We start from the raw sequence: 17,294 nt of genomic DNA, 5'->3' as shown, positions 1-17,294 counted from the left end.
GTGCGCGCAGCATATCACAGAACCGATACCGGAGTTCACGGTGAAATGTGCCCGAAAGCACCGCGTGGCGGGGTTTTGCCGGATTGCCGCGACCCGCCGGAACAGTGTTTTGCAGGTACTCCGGTTGCGCGATGCGCGGATGCAAAAAAGGCTGCCCGAAGGCAGCCTCTTTCGTCGTGCGCAGGAACAGTCGATGCTTAGTCGACCGCGCCTTCGCGGCTCGCGCGGCGACGCTCGTGCTCCTTCAGGAAGCGCTTGCGCAGGCGGATCGACTGCGGCGTCACTTCGACGAGCTCGTCGTCGTCGATGAATTCGACCGCGTATTCCAGCGACATCTGGACCGGCGGCACCAGACGCACGGCTTCGTCGGTACCCGACGCGCGCACGTTGGTCAGCTGCTTGCCCTTGATCGGGTTCACGACGAGGTCGTTGTCGCGGCTGTGAATGCCGATGATCATGCCCTCATACAGCGCGTCGCCCGGCTTCACGAACATGCGGCCGCGATCCTGCAGCTTCCACAGTGCGTAGGCCACGGCCGCGCCGTCGTCCTGCGAGATCAGCACGCCGTTGCGGCGCTCGAACACCGAGCCGTCCTTGACCGGTGCGTACGAGTCGAAGATGTGGCTCATCAGGCCCGTGCCGCGCGTGAGCGTCAGGAATTCGCTCTGGAAGCCGATCAGGCCGCGTGCCGAGATCTTGTATTCCAGGCGCGTACGGCCGCGGCCGTCCGACGCCATGTCGAGCATTTCGCCCTTGCGGCGGCCGAGCTCTTCCATCACGCCGCCCTGGTGCTCGTCCTCGACGTCGACCGTCAGCAGCTCGTACGGCTCGTGACGCACGCCGTCGATTTCCTGCATCACGACGCGCGGACGCGACACGGCCAGCTCGTAGCCTTCGCGGCGCATGTTCTCGACGAGAATCGTCAGGTGCAGCTCGCCGCGGCCCGACACTTCGAACACCGTTTCGTCGCCGGTATCCTTCACGCGCAGCGCGACGTTGTGGTTCAGTTCCTTCATCAGGCGGTCGCGGATCTGGCGGCTCGTCACGAACTTGCCTTCGCGGCCGGCGAGCGGCGACGAGTTGACGAGGAAGTTCATCGTCAGCGTCGGCTCGTCGACGGTGATCATCGGCAGCGCTTCCGGCGTGTCGACCGCGCAGATCGTCGCGCCGATGCCGACGTCTTCAATCCCGTTGATCAGCACGATGTCGCCCGCTTCGGCCGATTCGACCTGCACGCGCTCCAGGCCCTTGAACGACAGCACCTGGTTGATCTTGCGGTTCAGCACGTCGCCTTCCGGGCCGAAGCGCATCACGACCGGCTGGCCCGGCTTGATGCGGCCGCGCGTGATGCGGCCGACGCCGATCCGGCCGACGTACGTCGAATAGTCGAGCGACGTGATCTGGAGCTGCAGCGGCGCCTCCGGATCGGCCGGGCGAACCGGCACGTGCTCGAGGATCGCCTCGAACAGCGGGCGCATGTCGCCTTCGCGCGCGGCCGGGTCGAGCGACGCATAGCCGTTCAGGCCCGACGCGTAGACGATCGGAAAGTCGAGCTGCTCTTCGGTCGCGCCGAGCTTGTCGAACAGGTCGAAGGTCTGGTTGATCACCCAGTCGATCCGCGCGCCCGGACGGTCGATCTTGTTGACGACGACGATCGGCTTCAGGCCGAGCGCGAGCGCCTTCTTCGTGACGAAGCGCGTCTGCGGCATCGGGCCCTCGACCGCGTCGACGAGCAGCAGCACCGAGTCGACCATCGACAGCACGCGCTCGACTTCGCCGCCGAAGTCCGCGTGCCCCGGGGTGTCGACGATGTTGACGTGCGTGCCTTCGTATTCGACCGCGCAGTTCTTCGCGAGAATCGTGATCCCGCGCTCTTTTTCGATGTCGTTCGAGTCCATCACCCGCTCCGCAATCTGCTGGTTGTCGCGGAAGGTGCCGGACTGGCGGAGCAGCTGGTCGACGAGCGTGGTCTTGCCGTGGTCGACGTGGGCGATGATGGCGATATTGCGAAGGGCGCGGGTCATAGAAACCTGGAAATCGTTTGAACGCGCAAACGCGCGCGCTCGTTTTTCACGGGGCGCGCGCGTTGCAGCTTGGAGAGCCTCAAATTATAGCACGTGTACGTGTCGACAGCTGACCCGCGCGTTGCAACGCAGCAAAACGGGCCGCGCCAACCCGCTTCGCCGCACCGCGCCCGGACAAAAACCTTATCGAGATAAGGGATTCTCGCCGTGCCGAGCACGCGCTTTGCCGTTCGATTAACATTTGCCGCGGCAAGCAATTGTGCCTATACTGCTGCCTAGTCAACTATTGCAGCTTCAGGGTTTTATGTCGGATTCTCCTACCCCACCGCCCGTTTCGCCGTTGTCCACGTATCAGATGAACGACAGCGTCGGTTATCTGATGTCCCGCGTGAAATCCGTGATGACCAACCTCGTCACGCAACGCACGCAGGAAGAGCTCGGCATCACCGGCACGCAGGCGAGCATGCTGTTCATGATCGCGGTCGGCAAGTGCTCGACGGCCGCCGAACTGGCGCGCGAATACGGGATCGACGCAAGCGCGGTCACGCGCCTGCTCGACCGGGTCGAGAAACGCGGCCTGCTGTCGCGCGTGCGCAGCATCGAGGACCGACGCGTCGTGCGCCTCGAACTCACCGACGAAGGCCGTGCGCTGGCCGAACGGCTGCCGCCCATTTTTCGCAGCGTGCTCGACCAGGTGCTGGACGGGTTTACGCCGGAAGAAGTCGGGTTCCTGAAGAGCATGCTGCGCCGCATTCTCAGCAACTATTGCGAGACGGCCGGCGGTAGCGTCACGTAATAGTTGCCATAACAATTACTTTTGACAGATTAATGTAAGGAAATCCTTGCAGTGTCCATCATTCATTCCGAGTCAGGGGTTAGCGCGATGAAAACCTCCCCGTTGTCCGTGCGCGCCGGGTCGTGCCGCGCCGCCGTCGCCGCCGCGGTCGCCGCGCTGGCGCTGGCGGGCTGCGCGAATTACATCGGCATCAAGAGCGACAAGCAGATCGCCCCCGCGTCGCAATTCGAATCCGCCCAGAGCCTGCCGGCCCAGGGCGGCCAGTGGCCGGCGCTCGACTGGGCGAGCCAGTTCGGCGATCCGCAACTGCCGAAGCTGATCGACGAAGCGCTGCAGGGCAACCCGTCGATCGCGCAGGCGCAGGCCCGCATCGCGAAGGCGTCGTCGTACATCGAATCGTCCCGCTCGAACCTGATGCCGAAGGCCGAAGCCAGCTATTCGTGGACGCGCGAGCTGTATTCGTCGAACGCACTGTTCCCGCCTCCGTACGGCGGCCAGTGGTACAGCGAGAACAACGCGCTCGCGAGCGCGTCGTGGGAACTCGACCTGTGGGGCAAGAACCGCGAACGCCTGCACACGGCCGTGTCGCAGGAAAAGGCCGCCGAAGCCGACATGCAGCAGGCGCGCATCACGCTCGCGTCGTCGGTCGCGCGTACCTACAACTCGCTCGCGCAGCTCTATGCGCTGCGCGACATCGCGCAGCGCGAGATCGGCAACCGCGAGACGGTCGGCAAGATCACCGACGGCCGCGTATCGGCCGGCCTCGACACCAACGTCGAACGCCAGACGGCCCGCGGCAACATCGCGACGACGCAGGCTTCGCTGTCGGACCTCGACGGCCAGATCACGACGGTGCGCTACCAGCTCGCCGCGCTGCTCGGCAAGGGCCCGGATCGGGGGCTGCAGATCGCGGCGCCCGTGATGAACCCGAGCGGCGACGTCGCGCTGCCCGGCAACCTGCCGGCCGATCTCGTGTCCCGCCGCCCCGACATCGTCGCCGCGCGCTGGCAGGTCGAAGCCGCGATGCACGACGTGAAGGAAGCGAAGGCGGAGTTCTACCCCGACGTGAACCTCGCGGCCGGCTTCGGCTTCGATGCGTTCGGCTGGGGCAAATTCCTGAATTTCGCGAGCCGCCAGGCGCAGTTCGGCCCGGCGATCCACCTGCCGATCTTCGATGCCGGCGCGCTGCGCGCCCAGCTCAAGGGCCGCTACGCCGACTTTGACCTGTCGGTCGCGAACTACAACCAGACGCTGATCAGCGCGCTGAACGACGTCGCGACGCAGGTCGCGTCGATCCGCGCGGTCGATCGCCAGATGGGCGACGCCCAACGTGCGCTCGACGCATCGACCCGCGCGTACGATCTCGCGGTCATCCGCTACAAGGCCGGCCTGTCGCCGCAACTGCAGGTGCTGACGGCGGACAGCAACCGCCTCGCATCGGAGCAGACGGTGACCAACCTGAAGATGCGTCGCCGCGACATGCAGCTCGCGCTGATCAAGGCGCTCGGCGGCGGGTTCGACGCGACGGGCACGCCGCTCGCCGCGCCCGATGCGGCCACGCCGACCAAACAAGCCGCCAACTGAGCCGGCGCCACCACTACGCAGACACTCGAAATAACGGACGGAGAAAATCGCCATGAGCGACCAACAAAACGCCGCCAGCGCGCAGCCGCAGAACAACGGCAAGCGCAAACGAATGATGACGCTGCTCGTCGCGGTCATCGTGATCGCGGCCATCGCATACGGCCTGTACTACTTCCTCGTCGCCCGCTTCCATGAAGACACCGACGATGCATACGTGAACGGCAACGTCGTGCAGATCACGCCGCAGGTCACCGGCACCGTGATCGCCGTGAAGGCGGACGACACGCAAACGGTCAAGGCCGGCGACCCGCTCGTCGTGCTCGACCCGGCCGATTCGCAGGTCGCGCTGCAGCAGGCGGAAGCCAATCTTGCGCAGACGGTGCGCCAGGTCCGCGGCCTGTTCGTCAACGACGACCAGTACCGCGCACAAGTTGCGCTGCGCCAGTCCGACCTGTCGAAGGCGCAGGACGACCTGCGTCGCCGTCTGGCCGTCGCGCAGACGGGCGCCGTGTCGCAGGAAGAAATCTCGCACGCCCGCGACGCGGTAAAGGCCGCGCAGGCATCGGTCGACGCCGCCCAGCAGCAGCTCGCATCGAATCGCGCATTGACGGCGAACACGACGATCGCATCGCACCCGAACGTGATGGCCGCCGCCGCGAAGGTGCGCGACGCATACCTCGCGAACGCGCGTAACGTGCTGCCGGCGCCGGTCACCGGCTACGTCGCGAAGCGCTCGGTGCAGGTCGGCCAGCGCGTATCGCCCGGCAACCCGCTGATGTCGGTGGTGCCGCTCAATGCCGTGTGGGTCGACGCGAACTTCAAGGAAGTCCAGCTGAAGCACATGCGCATCGGCCAGCCGGTCGAGATGACGGCCGACATCTACGGTTCGTCGGTCACGTACCACGGCAAGGTCGTCGGCTTCTCGGCCGGCACGGGCTCGGCGTTCTCGTTGCTGCCGGCGCAGAACGCGACCGGCAACTGGATCAAGGTCGTGCAGCGCCTGCCGGTGCGTATCGAGCTCGACCCGAAGGATCTCGACAAGCATCCGCTGCGCATCGGCCTGTCGATGCAGGTCGACGTGGACATCAAGGACGAACGCGGCGACCAGCTCGTCAACGCGCCGAACACCGTCTACGAGACCAACGTGTTCGCGAAATACGGCGACGAAGCCGACGCCGAAATCGCGCGCATCATCGCCGAGAACGCAGGCGGCAACGCGTCGGCGCCGGTCGCGGCGAAGCAGAACGCCGCCGCGAAAATGATGTAACCGTTCCGACTCCGGAAAGACAACCGACATGGCACAGGCTCCTGTCTCCTACCCGCCCCTGCAGGGCGGGCAACTCGTGCTCGGCACGATCGCGGTGTCGCTCGCGGTGTTCATGAACGTGCTCGACACGTCCATCGCGAACGTCGCGATCCCGACCATCTCGGGCGACCTCGGCGTGTCGTCCGACCAGGGCACGTGGGTCATCACGTCGTTCGCGGTCGCCAACGCAATCTCGGTGCCGCTGACCGGCTGGCTGACCGACCGTTTCGGGCAAGTTCGCCTGTTCCTCGCGTCGATCATCCTGTTCGTCATCTCGTCGTGGATGTGCGGGCTGGCGCCGAGCCTGCCATTCCTGCTCGCGTCGCGCGTGCTCCAGGGTGCCGTCGCGGGCCCGATGATTCCGCTGTCGCAATCGCTGCTGCTGTCGAGCTATCCACGCGCGAAGGCGCCGATGGCGCTCGCCCTGTGGTCGATGACGACGCTGATCGCGCCGGTCGCGGGGCCGATCCTCGGCGGCTGGATCTCGGACAATTATTCGTGGCCGTGGATCTTCTACGTGAACATTCCCGTCGGCATCGCCGCCGCGCTTGCCACGTGGTCGATCTACCGTACGCGCGAATCGACGGTGCGCCGCGCGCCGATCGACGGCGTCGGCCTCGCGCTGCTCGTGCTGTGGGTCGGCTCGCTGCAGATCATGCTCGACAAGGGCAAGGATCTCGACTGGTTCGCGTCGACCACGATCGTCGCGCTCGCGTTGATCGCGGTCATCTCGTTCGCGTTCTTCGTGATCTGGGAGCTGACCGCGGAACATCCGGTCGTCGACCTGTCGCTGTTCCGCATGCGCAACTTCACGGGCGGCACGATCGCGCTCGCGGTCGGCTACGGGCTCTACTTCGGCAATCTCGTGCTGCTGCCGCTGTGGCTGCAGACCCAGATCGGCTATACGGCCACCGATGCGGGGCTCGTGATGGCGCCCGTGGGGTTGTTCGCGATCCTGCTGTCGCCGCTGACCGGCAAGTTCCTGCCGCGCACCGATCCGCGCTACATCGCGACCGCCGCGTTCCTCACGTTCGCGCTGTGCTTCTGGATGCGTTCGCGCTACACGACCGGCGTCGACGAATGGTCGCTGACGCTGCCGACGCTCGTGCAGGGCATCGCGATGGCGGGCTTCTTCATCCCGCTGGTGTCGATCACGCTGTCGGGTCTGCCCGGCCACCGCATTCCGGCGGCGTCCGGCCTGTCGAACTTCGTGCGGATCATGTGCGGCGGCATCGGCACGTCGATCTTCCAGACCGCATGGGACCACCGCAACAACTTCCACCACGCGCAGCTGGTCGAGCAGACGAATCCGTACAACCCGACGTTCAATCAGGCCGTCACTCAGATGGGCAATCTCGGGCTCACGCAGCAGCAGGCACACGGCCTGATCAACAACATGGCCACGCAGCAGGCTGCGCAGCTGGGCGTGAACGATCTGTTCTACATTTCGGCGGCGATCTTCGTGCTGCTGATCGGACTGATCTGGATCACGAAGCCCGAACGCGCGGGCGGCGGCGATGCAGGTGCGGCGGCGTCGGCCGCGCACTGAGCACCACGTTCAACGCAACGCATCCAACAAAAAACCCGGTCGAAATCGACCGGGTTTTTTGTGCCGGCGATGGCGCTTGCGCGCCTCGCATCACTCAGCCGTCACGACCAGCCGCTCCGGCGCGAGCACGCCATTCGCCCTACGCGCCACGCCGAGTAACCGCGTTGCGTCGTACACGCGCACGCGCTCGCCCTCGGCCGCGTCGATCGGCTCGAGCGCCGACAGCGGCAGCCGCTGCCCGTGCAGAAACCGCTTCGCGCTAGCTTCGTCGAGACGCACCAGCGGAAACGTCGACAGCAGCGCGTCAACCGGCTGCAGCCATGCATCGCGCGCCGATTCGGGCGCGTCCGACAGCGCGTCGAGCGTCACCGCATGGTCGAGCGTCAGCGCACCGACGCCCGTGCGACGCAGCATCGTCAAATGCGCGCCGCAACCCAGCGTCTCGCCGATATCCTCGGCCAGCGTGCGCACATACGTGCCCTTGCTGCAGGTCACGCGAAACGTCACGTCGGGCAGCTCGCACGCGAGTAGTTCGAGCAAGTGGATCGTCACGTTGCGGCCTTCCCGCTCGACGGTCTGGCCGGCGCGCGCATATTCATACAGCGGCTTGCCGTCGCGCTTAAGCGCCGAATACATCGGCGGGACCTGCACGATGTCGCCGGTGAAGCGTACGAGCGCGGCTTCCACCGCCGCCCGATCGCATTCGACCGGCCGCGTGTCGATCACGTCGCCTTCCGCGTCGCCGGTGGCCGTGCGCTGGCCGAGACGCATCGTCGCTTCATAGGTCTTGTCGGCGTCGAGCAGATCCTGCGAAAACTTGGTCGCTTCGCCGAAACACAACGGCAGCAGGCCCGAAGCCAGCGGATCGAGCGTGCCGGTGTGGCCGGCCTTCTTCGCGAGAAGCAGGCGCTTCGCGCGAATCAGCGCATCGTTGCTGGACAGGCCGACCGGCTTGTCCAGCAGAAGAACGCCGTCCAGCACGCGCCGGGGCACGCGCGGACGTTGGGGTGCTGCATTCGTCATAGGCCCGTCGAGCTCAGTCGTCCTTGGCCGGCGCGTCGGCCTCGTCGTCGTCCTTCGCGCGGGTCGAGTTCGCTTCCTTGATCAGGCGCGACATTTCGACGGCCTTCTCGATCGTCTGGTCGTAATGGAAATGCAGCGTCGGCACCGTATGAATGTGCAGGCGCTTGAACAGCAGGTTGTGCAGGTGACCCGACGCATGGTTCAGCGCCTCCTGCGTCTTGTCCGGATCGCCGGTGAGCGCCGTGAAATAGACCTTCGCGTGCGCATAGTCCGGCGTGAGTTCCACGCTCTGGATGGTCACGATGCCGACGCGCGGATCTTTGACCTCGCGCATGATGAGTTCGGACAGATCGCGCTGAATCTGGTCGGCGATCTGAACGTTGCGATTGGGGGAAGTACGTTTCCTGGACATGATCGATCCGTGATCCGTTTATCAGGATGAAGCGGCGGCCGTTTTCGGCACGCCACCATGAAAATGGGCGGGACAGGCCCAAGCCTGCCCCGCCCATGAGCCGATGCGCGACGATTACAGCGTACGCGCGACTTCGGTCACTTCGAAGACTTCGAACTGGTCGCCTTCGACGATGTCGTTGAAGTTCTTCACCGACATACCGCACTCGAAGCCTTGCTTCACTTCCTTCACGTCGTCCTTGAAGCGCTTCAGCGATTCGAGTTCGCCCGTGAAGATCACGACGTTGTTGCGCAGCACGCGCACCGACGACGAGCGCTTGACGATACCGTCCGTGACCATACAGCCGGCGACCGTGCCGATCTTCGGTACCTTGAAGACCTGGCGCACCTCGACCATGCCGGTGATGACTTCGCGCTTCTCCGGCGCCAGCATGCCCGACATCGCCGCCTTCACCTCATCCACTGCGTCGTAGATGATGTTGTAGTAGCGGATATCGATGCCGTTCGCCTCGGCCAGCTTGCGTGCCTGAGCATCCGCACGCGTGTTGAAGCCGATGATGACCGCCTTCGATGCCGTCGCCAGGTTGACGTCGTTTTCGCTGATGCCGCCCACCGCGCTGTGCACGATCTGCACGCGCACTTCGTCGGTCGACAGCTTGAGCAGCGACTGCACGAGCGCTTCCTGCGAACCCTGCACGTCTGCCTTGATGATGAGCGGCAGGTTCTGCACCTCGCCTTCGCCCATCTGCTCGAGCATGCTTTCCAGCTTCGCGGCCTGCTGCTTCGCGAGCTTCACGTCGCGGAACTTGCCCTGACGGAACAGCGCGATTTCACGTGCCTTGCGCTCGTCCGGCAGCACGATCACTTCCTCGCCCGCACCCGGCACTTCCGACAGACCCTGGATTTCGACCGGGATCGACGGGCCGGCTTCCTTCGTCGGCTTGCCGTTCTCGTCGAGCATCGCACGGACGCGGCCGTAGGCCGTACCCGCCAGCACGATGTCGCCGCGGTTCAGCGTACCGGACTGCACGAGGATCGTCGCGACCGGGCCTTTACCCTTGTCGAGCTTCGCTTCGATCACGATGCCCTTGGCCGGCGCTTCGACCGGTGCCTTCAGTTCCAGCACTTCGGCCTGCAGCAGCACGTTCTCGAGCAGATCGTCGATCCCCGCGCCCGTCTTCGCCGACACCGGCACGAACGGCGAATCGCCACCGTATTCTTCCGGCACGACGCCTTCCGCGACCAGCTCCTGCTTGACGCGATCGAGGTTCGCATCCGGCTTGTCGATCTTGTTGATCGCGACGACGATCGGCACGCCGCCCGCCTTCGCGTGGGCGATGGCTTCCTTCGTCTGCGGCATCACACCGTCGTCGGCTGCCACCACCAGCACCACGATGTCGGTCGCCTTCGCGCCGCGTGCACGCATTGCCGTGAACGCTTCGTGACCCGGCGTATCGAGGAACGTGATGACGCCACGCGGCGTTTCGACGTGGTACGCGCCGATGTGCTGCGTAATGCCGCCCGCTTCGCCCGCTGCAACCTTCGCGCGGCGGATGTGGTCGAGCAGCGAGGTCTTGCCGTGGTCGACGTGACCCATCACCGTGACGACCGGCGGACGCGGCAGTTGCTCCGCATCGGTACCGGTTTCGCCTTCGACGAGCAGCGCTTCCGGATCGTCCAGCTTCGCGGCAACCGCGCGGTGGCCCAGTTCCTCGACGATGATCATCGCCGTTTCCTGGTCCAGCACCTGGTTGATCGTGACCATCTGGCCCATCTTCATCATCACCTTGATGACTTCGGAGGCCTTGATCGACATCTTGTGCGCGAGATCGGCAACCGACACGGTTTCCGGCACGTGCACTTCGCGAACGATCGGTTCGGTCGGCGCCTGGAACGTCGAGCTGTCCTGGTGACGGCCGCGACCCTTCGGGCCGCCGCGCCAGCCGCGGTCGACGCCGCCGCTCGAGTCGCCGCGCGTCTTGATGCCGCGACGCTTCGATGCGTCATCCTGCCAGCCGCCCTTGCCTGCGCCCGGCTTCTTGTTGCGGTCGCCCGCGCCTGCCGGCGCCTGCGTGGTGGCCGGAGCCGCCGCACCCGCCGGCTTTTTCACGGCCGGACGCGCCTGTGCGCCTTCCGGCTTCGCCGGCTTGTGCAGCGTGCCCTTCGCTTCAGCCGGCTTCGGCGGCTCGACCGGCTTCGGCGGCTCGACTGCCTTGACCACGGCCTTGCGCGGCGTGTTCATCATTTCGCGGATCGCGCGTGCTTCGGCTTCTGCCGCCGCGCGACGCTTGCTGATCTCTTCCTGCTCGGCGCGCGCCTTGTCGGCTGCCTCGCGGGCAGCGTCCTCGGCCTTCTTCGCCGCTTCGCGCTGCGCCGCGCGTTCGGCGGCTGCGCGTGCTTCGTCCTGCGCGGACTGCGTCGGCGTCGCTTCCTGCTCGGCAGCAGCAGCCTGCTGCGCTGCCGCCTGCTGCTGGGCTGCGGCGGCTTCCGCCGCGGCACGCTTCGTCGCCGCTTCTTCCTCGGCGCGACGGCGCTCGGCCTCGGCCGCTTCCTCGCGGGCGCGACGTTCGGCTTCCTCGCGCTCGAGGCGCTCCTGACGCTCGCGCAGCTCCTGCGCCTGCTTCTCGAGCAGCTCGGCCTCGCGGCGCGCCTCTTCCTCGCGACGCTTCAGTTCTGCATCGTCGTCCGCTTCGGCGACCTGCGCCTGACCCTGTTCCGCGCCGTCGGCCACGTCGTCGCGCTTGACGAACGTACGCTTCTTGCGGACCTCGACCTGAATGGTGCGAGCCTTGCCCGTCGCGTCAGATTGCTTGATCTCCGACGTATGCTTGCGGGTCAGCGTGATCTTGCGCTTGTCGCCGTCGGTTGCGCCGTGCGACTTGCGCAAATGATCGAGCAGACGCGCCTTGTCCGCTTCGGACAGCGCATCGTCTTCACTCGCTTTCTGGACGCCCGCTGCCTGCAGCTGTTCGAGCAGCACACCAGCAGGCATTTTCAGTTCCGCGGCAAATTGGGCTACGTTGTTACTCGCCATTCATTCCTCTTAGTGCAAGAACCGATTCCTTGCGGTTAGCATTGGGTCAGGCCATACGGCCGCCATCAAATCAGTGCGCCATGGTCATTTCTCACTGGAACCAATGTTCACGTGCTTTCATGATCAACGCCTTAGCGGCATCCTCTTCCATTCCGGTCATGTCGACCAGTTCATCTACAGCCAGTTCGGCGAGATCGTCGCGCGTCTGCACGCCGTGTTCGGCCAGCTTCGCGAGCAGCTCCGGCGTGATGCCGTCGAGGCTCTTGAGATCCAGCGCTGCGTTCTCGACCTTTTCTTCGTTCGCGATGGCCATCGTCAACAGCGCGTCGCGTGCGCGGTTGCGCAGTTCGTGCACGGTGTCCTCGTCGAACGCCTCGATTTCGAGCATTTCGTTGAGCGGCACGTACGCGATTTCCTCGAGGCTCGTGAAGCCTTCGTCGATCAGGATGTCGGCAACTTCTTCGTCGACGTCGAGACGCGCCATGAACAGCGCACGCAGCCGGTCGCGCTCTTCGCCCTGCTTCAGCGCGGATTCGTCCGGCGTCATGATGTTGATCTGCCAGCCGGTCAGTTCGCCGGCAAGGCGCACGTTCTGACCGCTGCGGCCGATCGCGACAGCCAGTTCGTTCTCGTCGACGACGACGTCCATCGAATGCTTTTCTTCATCGACGACGATCGACTGGACGGCTGCCGGCGCGAGCGCGCCGATCACGAACTGGGCGGGATCTTCCGACCATAGCACGATGTCGATGTTTTCGCCACCGAGCTCGTTGCGCACGGCCTGCACGCGCGAACCGCGAATGCCGACGCAGGTGCCGATTGGATCGATCCGCTTGTCGTACGCGATCACGCCGATCTTCGCGCGCACGCCCGGGTCGCGGGCGGCCGCCTTGATCTCGAGCAGACCCTGCTCGATTTCCGGCACTTCCATCTCGAACAGCTTCATCAGGAATTCGGGCGCCGTGCGCGACAGCTCGATCTGCGGGCCGCGCGCGGTGCGGTCGACCTTCGCGATGTATGCCCGCACGCGGTCGCCCACGCGCAGGTTTTCCTTCGGGATCAGCTGATCGCGGCGCAGCAGCGCCTCGACGCGGCCCGATTCGACGATGAAGTTGCCCTTGTCGAGGCGCTTCACCGTACCCGTCATGATCTTTTCGCCACGCTCGAGGTAGTCGTTCAGGATCTGCTCGCGCTCCGCGTCGCGCACCTTCTGCAGGATCACCTGCTTCGCGGCCTGCGCGCCGATCCGACCGAATTCGATCGACGGAACGGGTTCCTCGACATACTCGCCGACTTCGACGTCGGGCTTCTGCTCACGTGCTTCGAACAGCAGGATCTCGCGATCCGGCTCCTGCAAGCCTGCCTCGTCGGGCACGACGAGCCAGCGACGGAAGGTTTCGTGCTCGCCGCTTTCGCGATCGATATGGACGCGGATTTCGGCGCCTTCGTCGAACAGCTTCTTGGAAGCGGACGCGAGCGCAGCCTCGAGGGCGCCCAGCACCACATCCTTGTCGACGTTTTTCTCGCGCGCCAGCGCATCCACCAGCATCAACACTTCGCGACTCATTATTTGCGGCTCCTAAAGTCAACTTGCGGAATCAGGCGGGCTTTATCGATATCGGCCAGCGTGAAATCCAGCATGGCTGCCTCGCCCTTCTTCCCCTCAAATTCCAAACCGATCGTTTCGCCAGTCGGCGCGTGCAGAATGCCCCGGTACGTCTTGCGCCCGTCCAGCGGCTTTTTCAAGGTCACGGAAACTTCGCTGCCGGCGAAGCGCTCGAAGTCGGCCAGCTTCTTCAACGGGCGGTCGAGCCCCGGGGACGAGACTTCGAGCCGTTCGTAATCGATATTTTCGACCGTCAAGACGTGCTGGAGCTGACGCGTAACCTTTTCGCAATCTTCGAGCGAGATGCCGGCAGGCTGATCGATATAGATGCAAAGCATGCCGCGCCCGGTGCGCTCGAGTTCCACCAGCTCGTAGCCGAGCCCGGTGACCGTGGTTTCTATCAGTTCCGTCAGTTGCACAGTGTCCTCTCAGGTGTTCGCGCCCGCCGCTCGCGATTCACCCGCGGGCGCGCGCCTTAGCCGGCGCAGGAAGCGCTACCCGAGATGCCTAACCGTTTCAGCAAAAAAAAATGGGCGGAACGCCCATCTTCTTACTGGTGGTCGCACCTGAGCCGCACATTGAATCCGTACGCCCAGCGACTCCGCGATTATAGCGATTTTTGGCGCAAACGCCAAGCCAGCCGGTAAAAGCAGCGCGTCGGCTGCCTTTACGGACCGAAAATGCGAAATCGGGCTTGTCCGGTCGACCGGCGCATCCCGCCGCGCCGATGATCGGCATTGCCGCGGCACGCGGCATGGATACAGCCGAAAACCATCGACGCGATGCGTCGTGCCGGAAAAATCGGCCGGACGCCGATCGAGCCGGCACGCCGGCGGCTCTACGCCGCCGTGCGCCAATAGACGCTTAGCGGCCGCGCGTGCGGCTGCGCTGCGGACGCTGGCCACCGCGCGCGCCGCCGCCGTTGCCGGCGCCGTCCGCACGATTGCCGTTCGGATTGCGATTGCCGCCACCCTTGCTGCCGCCGCGCTTCGGGCCGGCACCATCGCGCTTCGGGCCCGCGCCATACGACGCGCGATTGCCGTCGACATCGCGACCACCGCCGGTGCGATTGCCGTCGCGGCCGCCGCCCGCGCGGTTGCCATCACGGCCGCCGCCCGCGCGGTTGCCATAACCCGACGGCGCAACCGGCAGGCTGCCGTAGCCGCTCAGGCCCGGCAGACCCGGGCCGCCGCGTCGGCCACCGCCGCGACGCGGCTGGTCGAGTTGCCCATGCGTCGTCAGCACCGGCTCGCGACTGATGAAGCCCATCGACGTCTCCATCGGGTCGGGCTGGCGACGCTCGGCCGGACCGGCACCGCCGCGCTTGCCCTTCTCCTCGGACGGCGCCTTCAGGCCGACGGTCGCCATCAGCTTGCGCACCTGCGCGTCGTCGAGCTCTTCCCAACGGCCGCGCTTCAGGCCGCGCGGCAGCGGAATCGGGCCGTGACGCGTCCGGATCAGCCGGCTCACCATCAGGCCGACCGCCTCGAACATCCGGCGCACTTCACGGTTGCGGCCTTCGGCCAGCGCGACGTGATACCAGTGGTTCGTGCCTTCGCCGCCGCCATCGCGGATGCGCAGGAAATTCGCCGGACCGTCGTCGAGTTCGACGCCGTGCAGCAGCTTCTGCCGCATCCCTTCGGCCAGCTCGCCGACGACGCGTACCGCGTACTCGCGCTCGACGCTGTAACGCGGATGCATGAAGCGGTTCGCGAGATCACCGGAGGTCGTCAGCATCAGCAGACCTTCGGTATTGAAGTCGAGGCGGCCCACCGCGAGCCATTTCGCCGTCTTCATCGGCGGCAGACGGTCGAACACCGACGGACGGCCTTCCGGATCCGCGTGGCTGACGATCTCGCCGGTCGGCTTGTGATACAGCAGCACGCGCGGCGGCTTGTTCGGCAGCTTGCGCTTGACCGGCTTGCCGTTGATCCGCACCTGGTCGGTCGGCATGATCCGCTGGCCGATGTGCGCGGGCTCGCCGTTCACCGACACGCGGCCGGCGACGATCAGCTCTTCCATTTCGCGGCGCGAACCCATGCCGGCTTCCGCCAGCACCTTGTGGAGCTTCGGCGCGTCGTCGTCCGGCGACAGCACGCGCTTGTTCGCCGGCTGGCTGCGGCCGCGGCGCAGCATCGGCGCACGCACGCCGCTGCCGCCCGCGGAGTTGTCCGCGTCGAAGGCGGGCGACGTCACGTATGCGAACAGTTCGTCCTGGGACGCATCGCCTTCCGCCGCCTTCGCCGGGCCGCCTTCAGCCTTCGCCGCACCGCGACGGCCCTGGCCGCCCTGGCCACCCTTGGGTGCGCCTTCGCGCTTGGCGGCCGGCTTGCGACCGCCCTTGGCCGCGCCTTCCTTGCGCGGCGCACGCGCCGGCTGCGCGTCGACGGCGTCGGCCGGCTGCGCATCCGCGCCCTCGGCACCCGGCTGCTCGCCTTCGGCGCCCTTCGACTTGGCCGCCGCGCGACGCCGCGCGATCAGGCTGCGCGGGCCGCGCCGCAGACCGCGGCGGGGACGCTCGTCGCCACCCGCGGCCGAAGCATCCTGCTCCGGCGCATCGTCGGCACGCGCTGCCTGCACGGCAGGCGCGGACGATTCAATATCGTGGATATCTGTCAAAACAACCTCAAAATGTCAGGTCTCGCGCCCGGCGCGGGCGCGGCAAGAAGTTGGCCGCGATCAGGCGCGACGCTGTTCGGGTTCTGCTTCGTCGTCCGGCAGTGCGTCGGCGCCGATGGGCGCACTGGCGCTTCGCACGGCATCCGCGAGACTGTCGGACGTGTCGTCCAGCGTCTCGTCGTCCGCAGGACGGGGGCGGGATGCGTCGGCCTGATCAGCCTCGCCGGGCATGTCGCCGGCCGCTTCCGCTCCGTCTCCGGCAGCCGCTTCGGCGGCCGGCTTGCGATCTTCCTCGCTCCAATCCGCACGCTGCGGCTCGGGCTGCACATCGGTCGGCACTGCTTCGGCGCCAACCTGTTCCGTCTGTTCAATCTGTTCCGTTTGCCCGCGATCAGCATCGAGCGTATCGCGACCCGGAATTTCCTGCGTCGACGCGACGTCGGCCGCGGCATCGCCGGCCCCGTCGGTCGACTCGCCGGCGACTGCTTCATCCGCCAGCGCCTGCGGCGCGTCGGCCGCCGGCATGTCACCGTCGAAATCCATCGCCTGCTGCGCGAGCAGCGCCGCCTCGATGTTCGCGGCCGGCTCTTCGAGCGCGGGCAGGTCGTCGAGCGCCTTCAGGCCGAGATCGTCGAGGAACTGCTTGGTCGTCGCATACAGCGCCGGACGCCCCGGCACGTCGCGATGACCGATCACCTCGATCCAGCCGCGGTCCTCGAGTTGCTTGACCACTTGCGTATTGACCGTGACGCCGCGAATCTCTTCGATGTCGCCGCGCGTGACGGGCTGCCGGTACGCGATGATCGCGAGCGTTTCGAGCACCGCGCGCGAATATTTCGGCGGCTTCTCGGGATGCAGGCGATCCAGATAATGACGCATCGCCGGCTTGCTCTGAAAGCGCCACCCGGTCGCCAGCGCCACCAGTTCGACACCGCGACCGGACCAATCCTGTTTCAGGTCTTCGAGCAACGTGCGGACCGTGTCAGCCGACACGCCGTCGGCAAAGAGCTTGCGCAAATCGCCAAGCTTCAGCGGTTCCTGCGCACAGATCAAAGCAGTCTCGAGGACGATCTTCGCCTCTTGGGTATTCATGCAGCTAGGCCAGACCCTGTGGTCAAACGAACCGGATCAACAAACAGACGAAAGGAACGGAAGACGCGCTCGCCCGATTCTGATCGGTCATATTGATGGGAGCACGAACCGGGGGCGGCGAACCAACTTCAGGCCAGGCCCAAACCGGACGGAACAGCACGGCTCAACGACGGAACCGCGTGACTGAGCGCCATATTACGCAAAATTGCCCGGTGCGTAAAGATGAGCGGAACAGGCCGCCGCGCGGGCG

At 65.8% G+C, this 17,294-nt stretch carries 12 protein-coding genes; 4 read left to right on the top strand and 8 right to left on the bottom strand.

Annotated features, from left to right (window positions below; genetic code table 11):
- Positions 1-197: 197 nt before the first annotated feature.
- Entirely contained in the window at positions 198-2,024 is a 1,827-nt protein-coding gene (gene typA, locus HWX55_RS05180; protein WP_006476159.1) for a translational GTPase TypA, read from the bottom strand.
- Positions 2,025-2,328: 304 nt separating this feature from the next.
- Here typA and HWX55_RS05175 point away from each other — a divergent pair, with 304 nt between their 5' ends.
- The 4 genes from HWX55_RS05175 to HWX55_RS05160 all read left to right on the top strand — a co-directional run bounded on the left by HWX55_RS05175 (position 2,329) and on the right by HWX55_RS05160 (position 7,259).
- The gene (locus HWX55_RS05175) at positions 2,329-2,820 is read left to right on the top strand and encodes a MarR family transcriptional regulator (RefSeq protein ID WP_050012489.1); all 492 of its coding nucleotides are present in this window, start codon (positions 2,329-2,331) and stop codon (positions 2,818-2,820) included.
- A gap of 87 nt (positions 2,821-2,907) precedes the next feature.
- The gene (locus HWX55_RS05170; RefSeq protein WP_175974476.1) at positions 2,908-4,404 is read left to right on the top strand and encodes an efflux transporter outer membrane subunit; all 1,497 of its coding nucleotides are present in this window, start codon (positions 2,908-2,910) and stop codon (positions 4,402-4,404) included.
- Between the two features lie 52 nt (positions 4,405-4,456).
- Complete coding sequence (locus tag HWX55_RS05165; RefSeq protein ID WP_050012487.1) at positions 4,457-5,671, top strand: HlyD family secretion protein; 1,215 nt, start codon at positions 4,457-4,459, stop codon at positions 5,669-5,671.
- Between the two features lie 28 nt (positions 5,672-5,699).
- A complete protein-coding gene (locus HWX55_RS05160; protein WP_050012486.1) occupies positions 5,700-7,259 on the top strand; it encodes a DHA2 family efflux MFS transporter permease subunit in 1,560 nt (519 codons plus the stop codon).
- A gap of 90 nt (positions 7,260-7,349) precedes the next feature.
- On the opposite strand, the gene truB is transcribed toward HWX55_RS05160, so the two are convergent.
- The 7 genes from truB to scpB all read right to left on the bottom strand — a co-directional run bounded on the left by truB (position 7,350) and on the right by scpB (position 17,044).
- The gene (gene truB, locus HWX55_RS05155) at positions 7,350-8,282 is read right to left on the bottom strand and encodes a tRNA pseudouridine(55) synthase TruB (protein WP_175974474.1); all 933 of its coding nucleotides are present in this window, start codon (positions 8,280-8,282) and stop codon (positions 7,350-7,352) included.
- Positions 8,283-8,295: 13 nt separating this feature from the next.
- The gene (gene rbfA / locus HWX55_RS05150) at positions 8,296-8,694 is read right to left on the bottom strand and encodes a 30S ribosome-binding factor RbfA (protein ID WP_050012484.1); all 399 of its coding nucleotides are present in this window, start codon (positions 8,692-8,694) and stop codon (positions 8,296-8,298) included.
- Between the two features lie 114 nt (positions 8,695-8,808).
- The gene (infB, locus tag HWX55_RS05145) at positions 8,809-11,727 is read right to left on the bottom strand and encodes a translation initiation factor IF-2 (protein ID WP_124593175.1); all 2,919 of its coding nucleotides are present in this window, start codon (positions 11,725-11,727) and stop codon (positions 8,809-8,811) included.
- Between the two features lie 91 nt (positions 11,728-11,818).
- The gene (gene nusA, locus HWX55_RS05140; RefSeq protein WP_006476166.1) at positions 11,819-13,294 is read right to left on the bottom strand and encodes a transcription termination factor NusA; all 1,476 of its coding nucleotides are present in this window, start codon (positions 13,292-13,294) and stop codon (positions 11,819-11,821) included.
- Entirely contained in the window at positions 13,294-13,752 is a 459-nt protein-coding gene (gene rimP, locus HWX55_RS05135; RefSeq protein WP_175974472.1) for a ribosome maturation factor RimP, read from the bottom strand. The genes nusA and rimP overlap by 1 nt, the downstream gene beginning before the upstream one ends.
- A gap of 445 nt (positions 13,753-14,197) precedes the next feature.
- Complete coding sequence (rluB, locus tag HWX55_RS05130) at positions 14,198-15,952, bottom strand: 23S rRNA pseudouridine(2605) synthase RluB (protein WP_175974470.1); 1,755 nt, start codon at positions 15,950-15,952, stop codon at positions 14,198-14,200.
- A 60-nt stretch (positions 15,953-16,012) separates the two neighbouring features.
- Positions 16,013-17,044 (bottom strand): SMC-Scp complex subunit ScpB, encoded by a 1,032-nt coding sequence (scpB, locus tag HWX55_RS05125; RefSeq protein WP_175974468.1) that lies wholly within the window; start codon positions 17,042-17,044, stop codon positions 16,013-16,015.
- Positions 17,045-17,294 lie beyond the last annotated feature (250 nt).

It is taken from the genome of Burkholderia sp. BCC1047, from assembly GCF_902833155.1.
Classification (GTDB): Bacteria; Pseudomonadota; Gammaproteobacteria; order Burkholderiales; family Burkholderiaceae; genus Burkholderia; species Burkholderia sola.
Note: the sequence above shows the minus strand (reverse complement) of the source record. Positions and strands in the feature narration are given on the sequence as shown.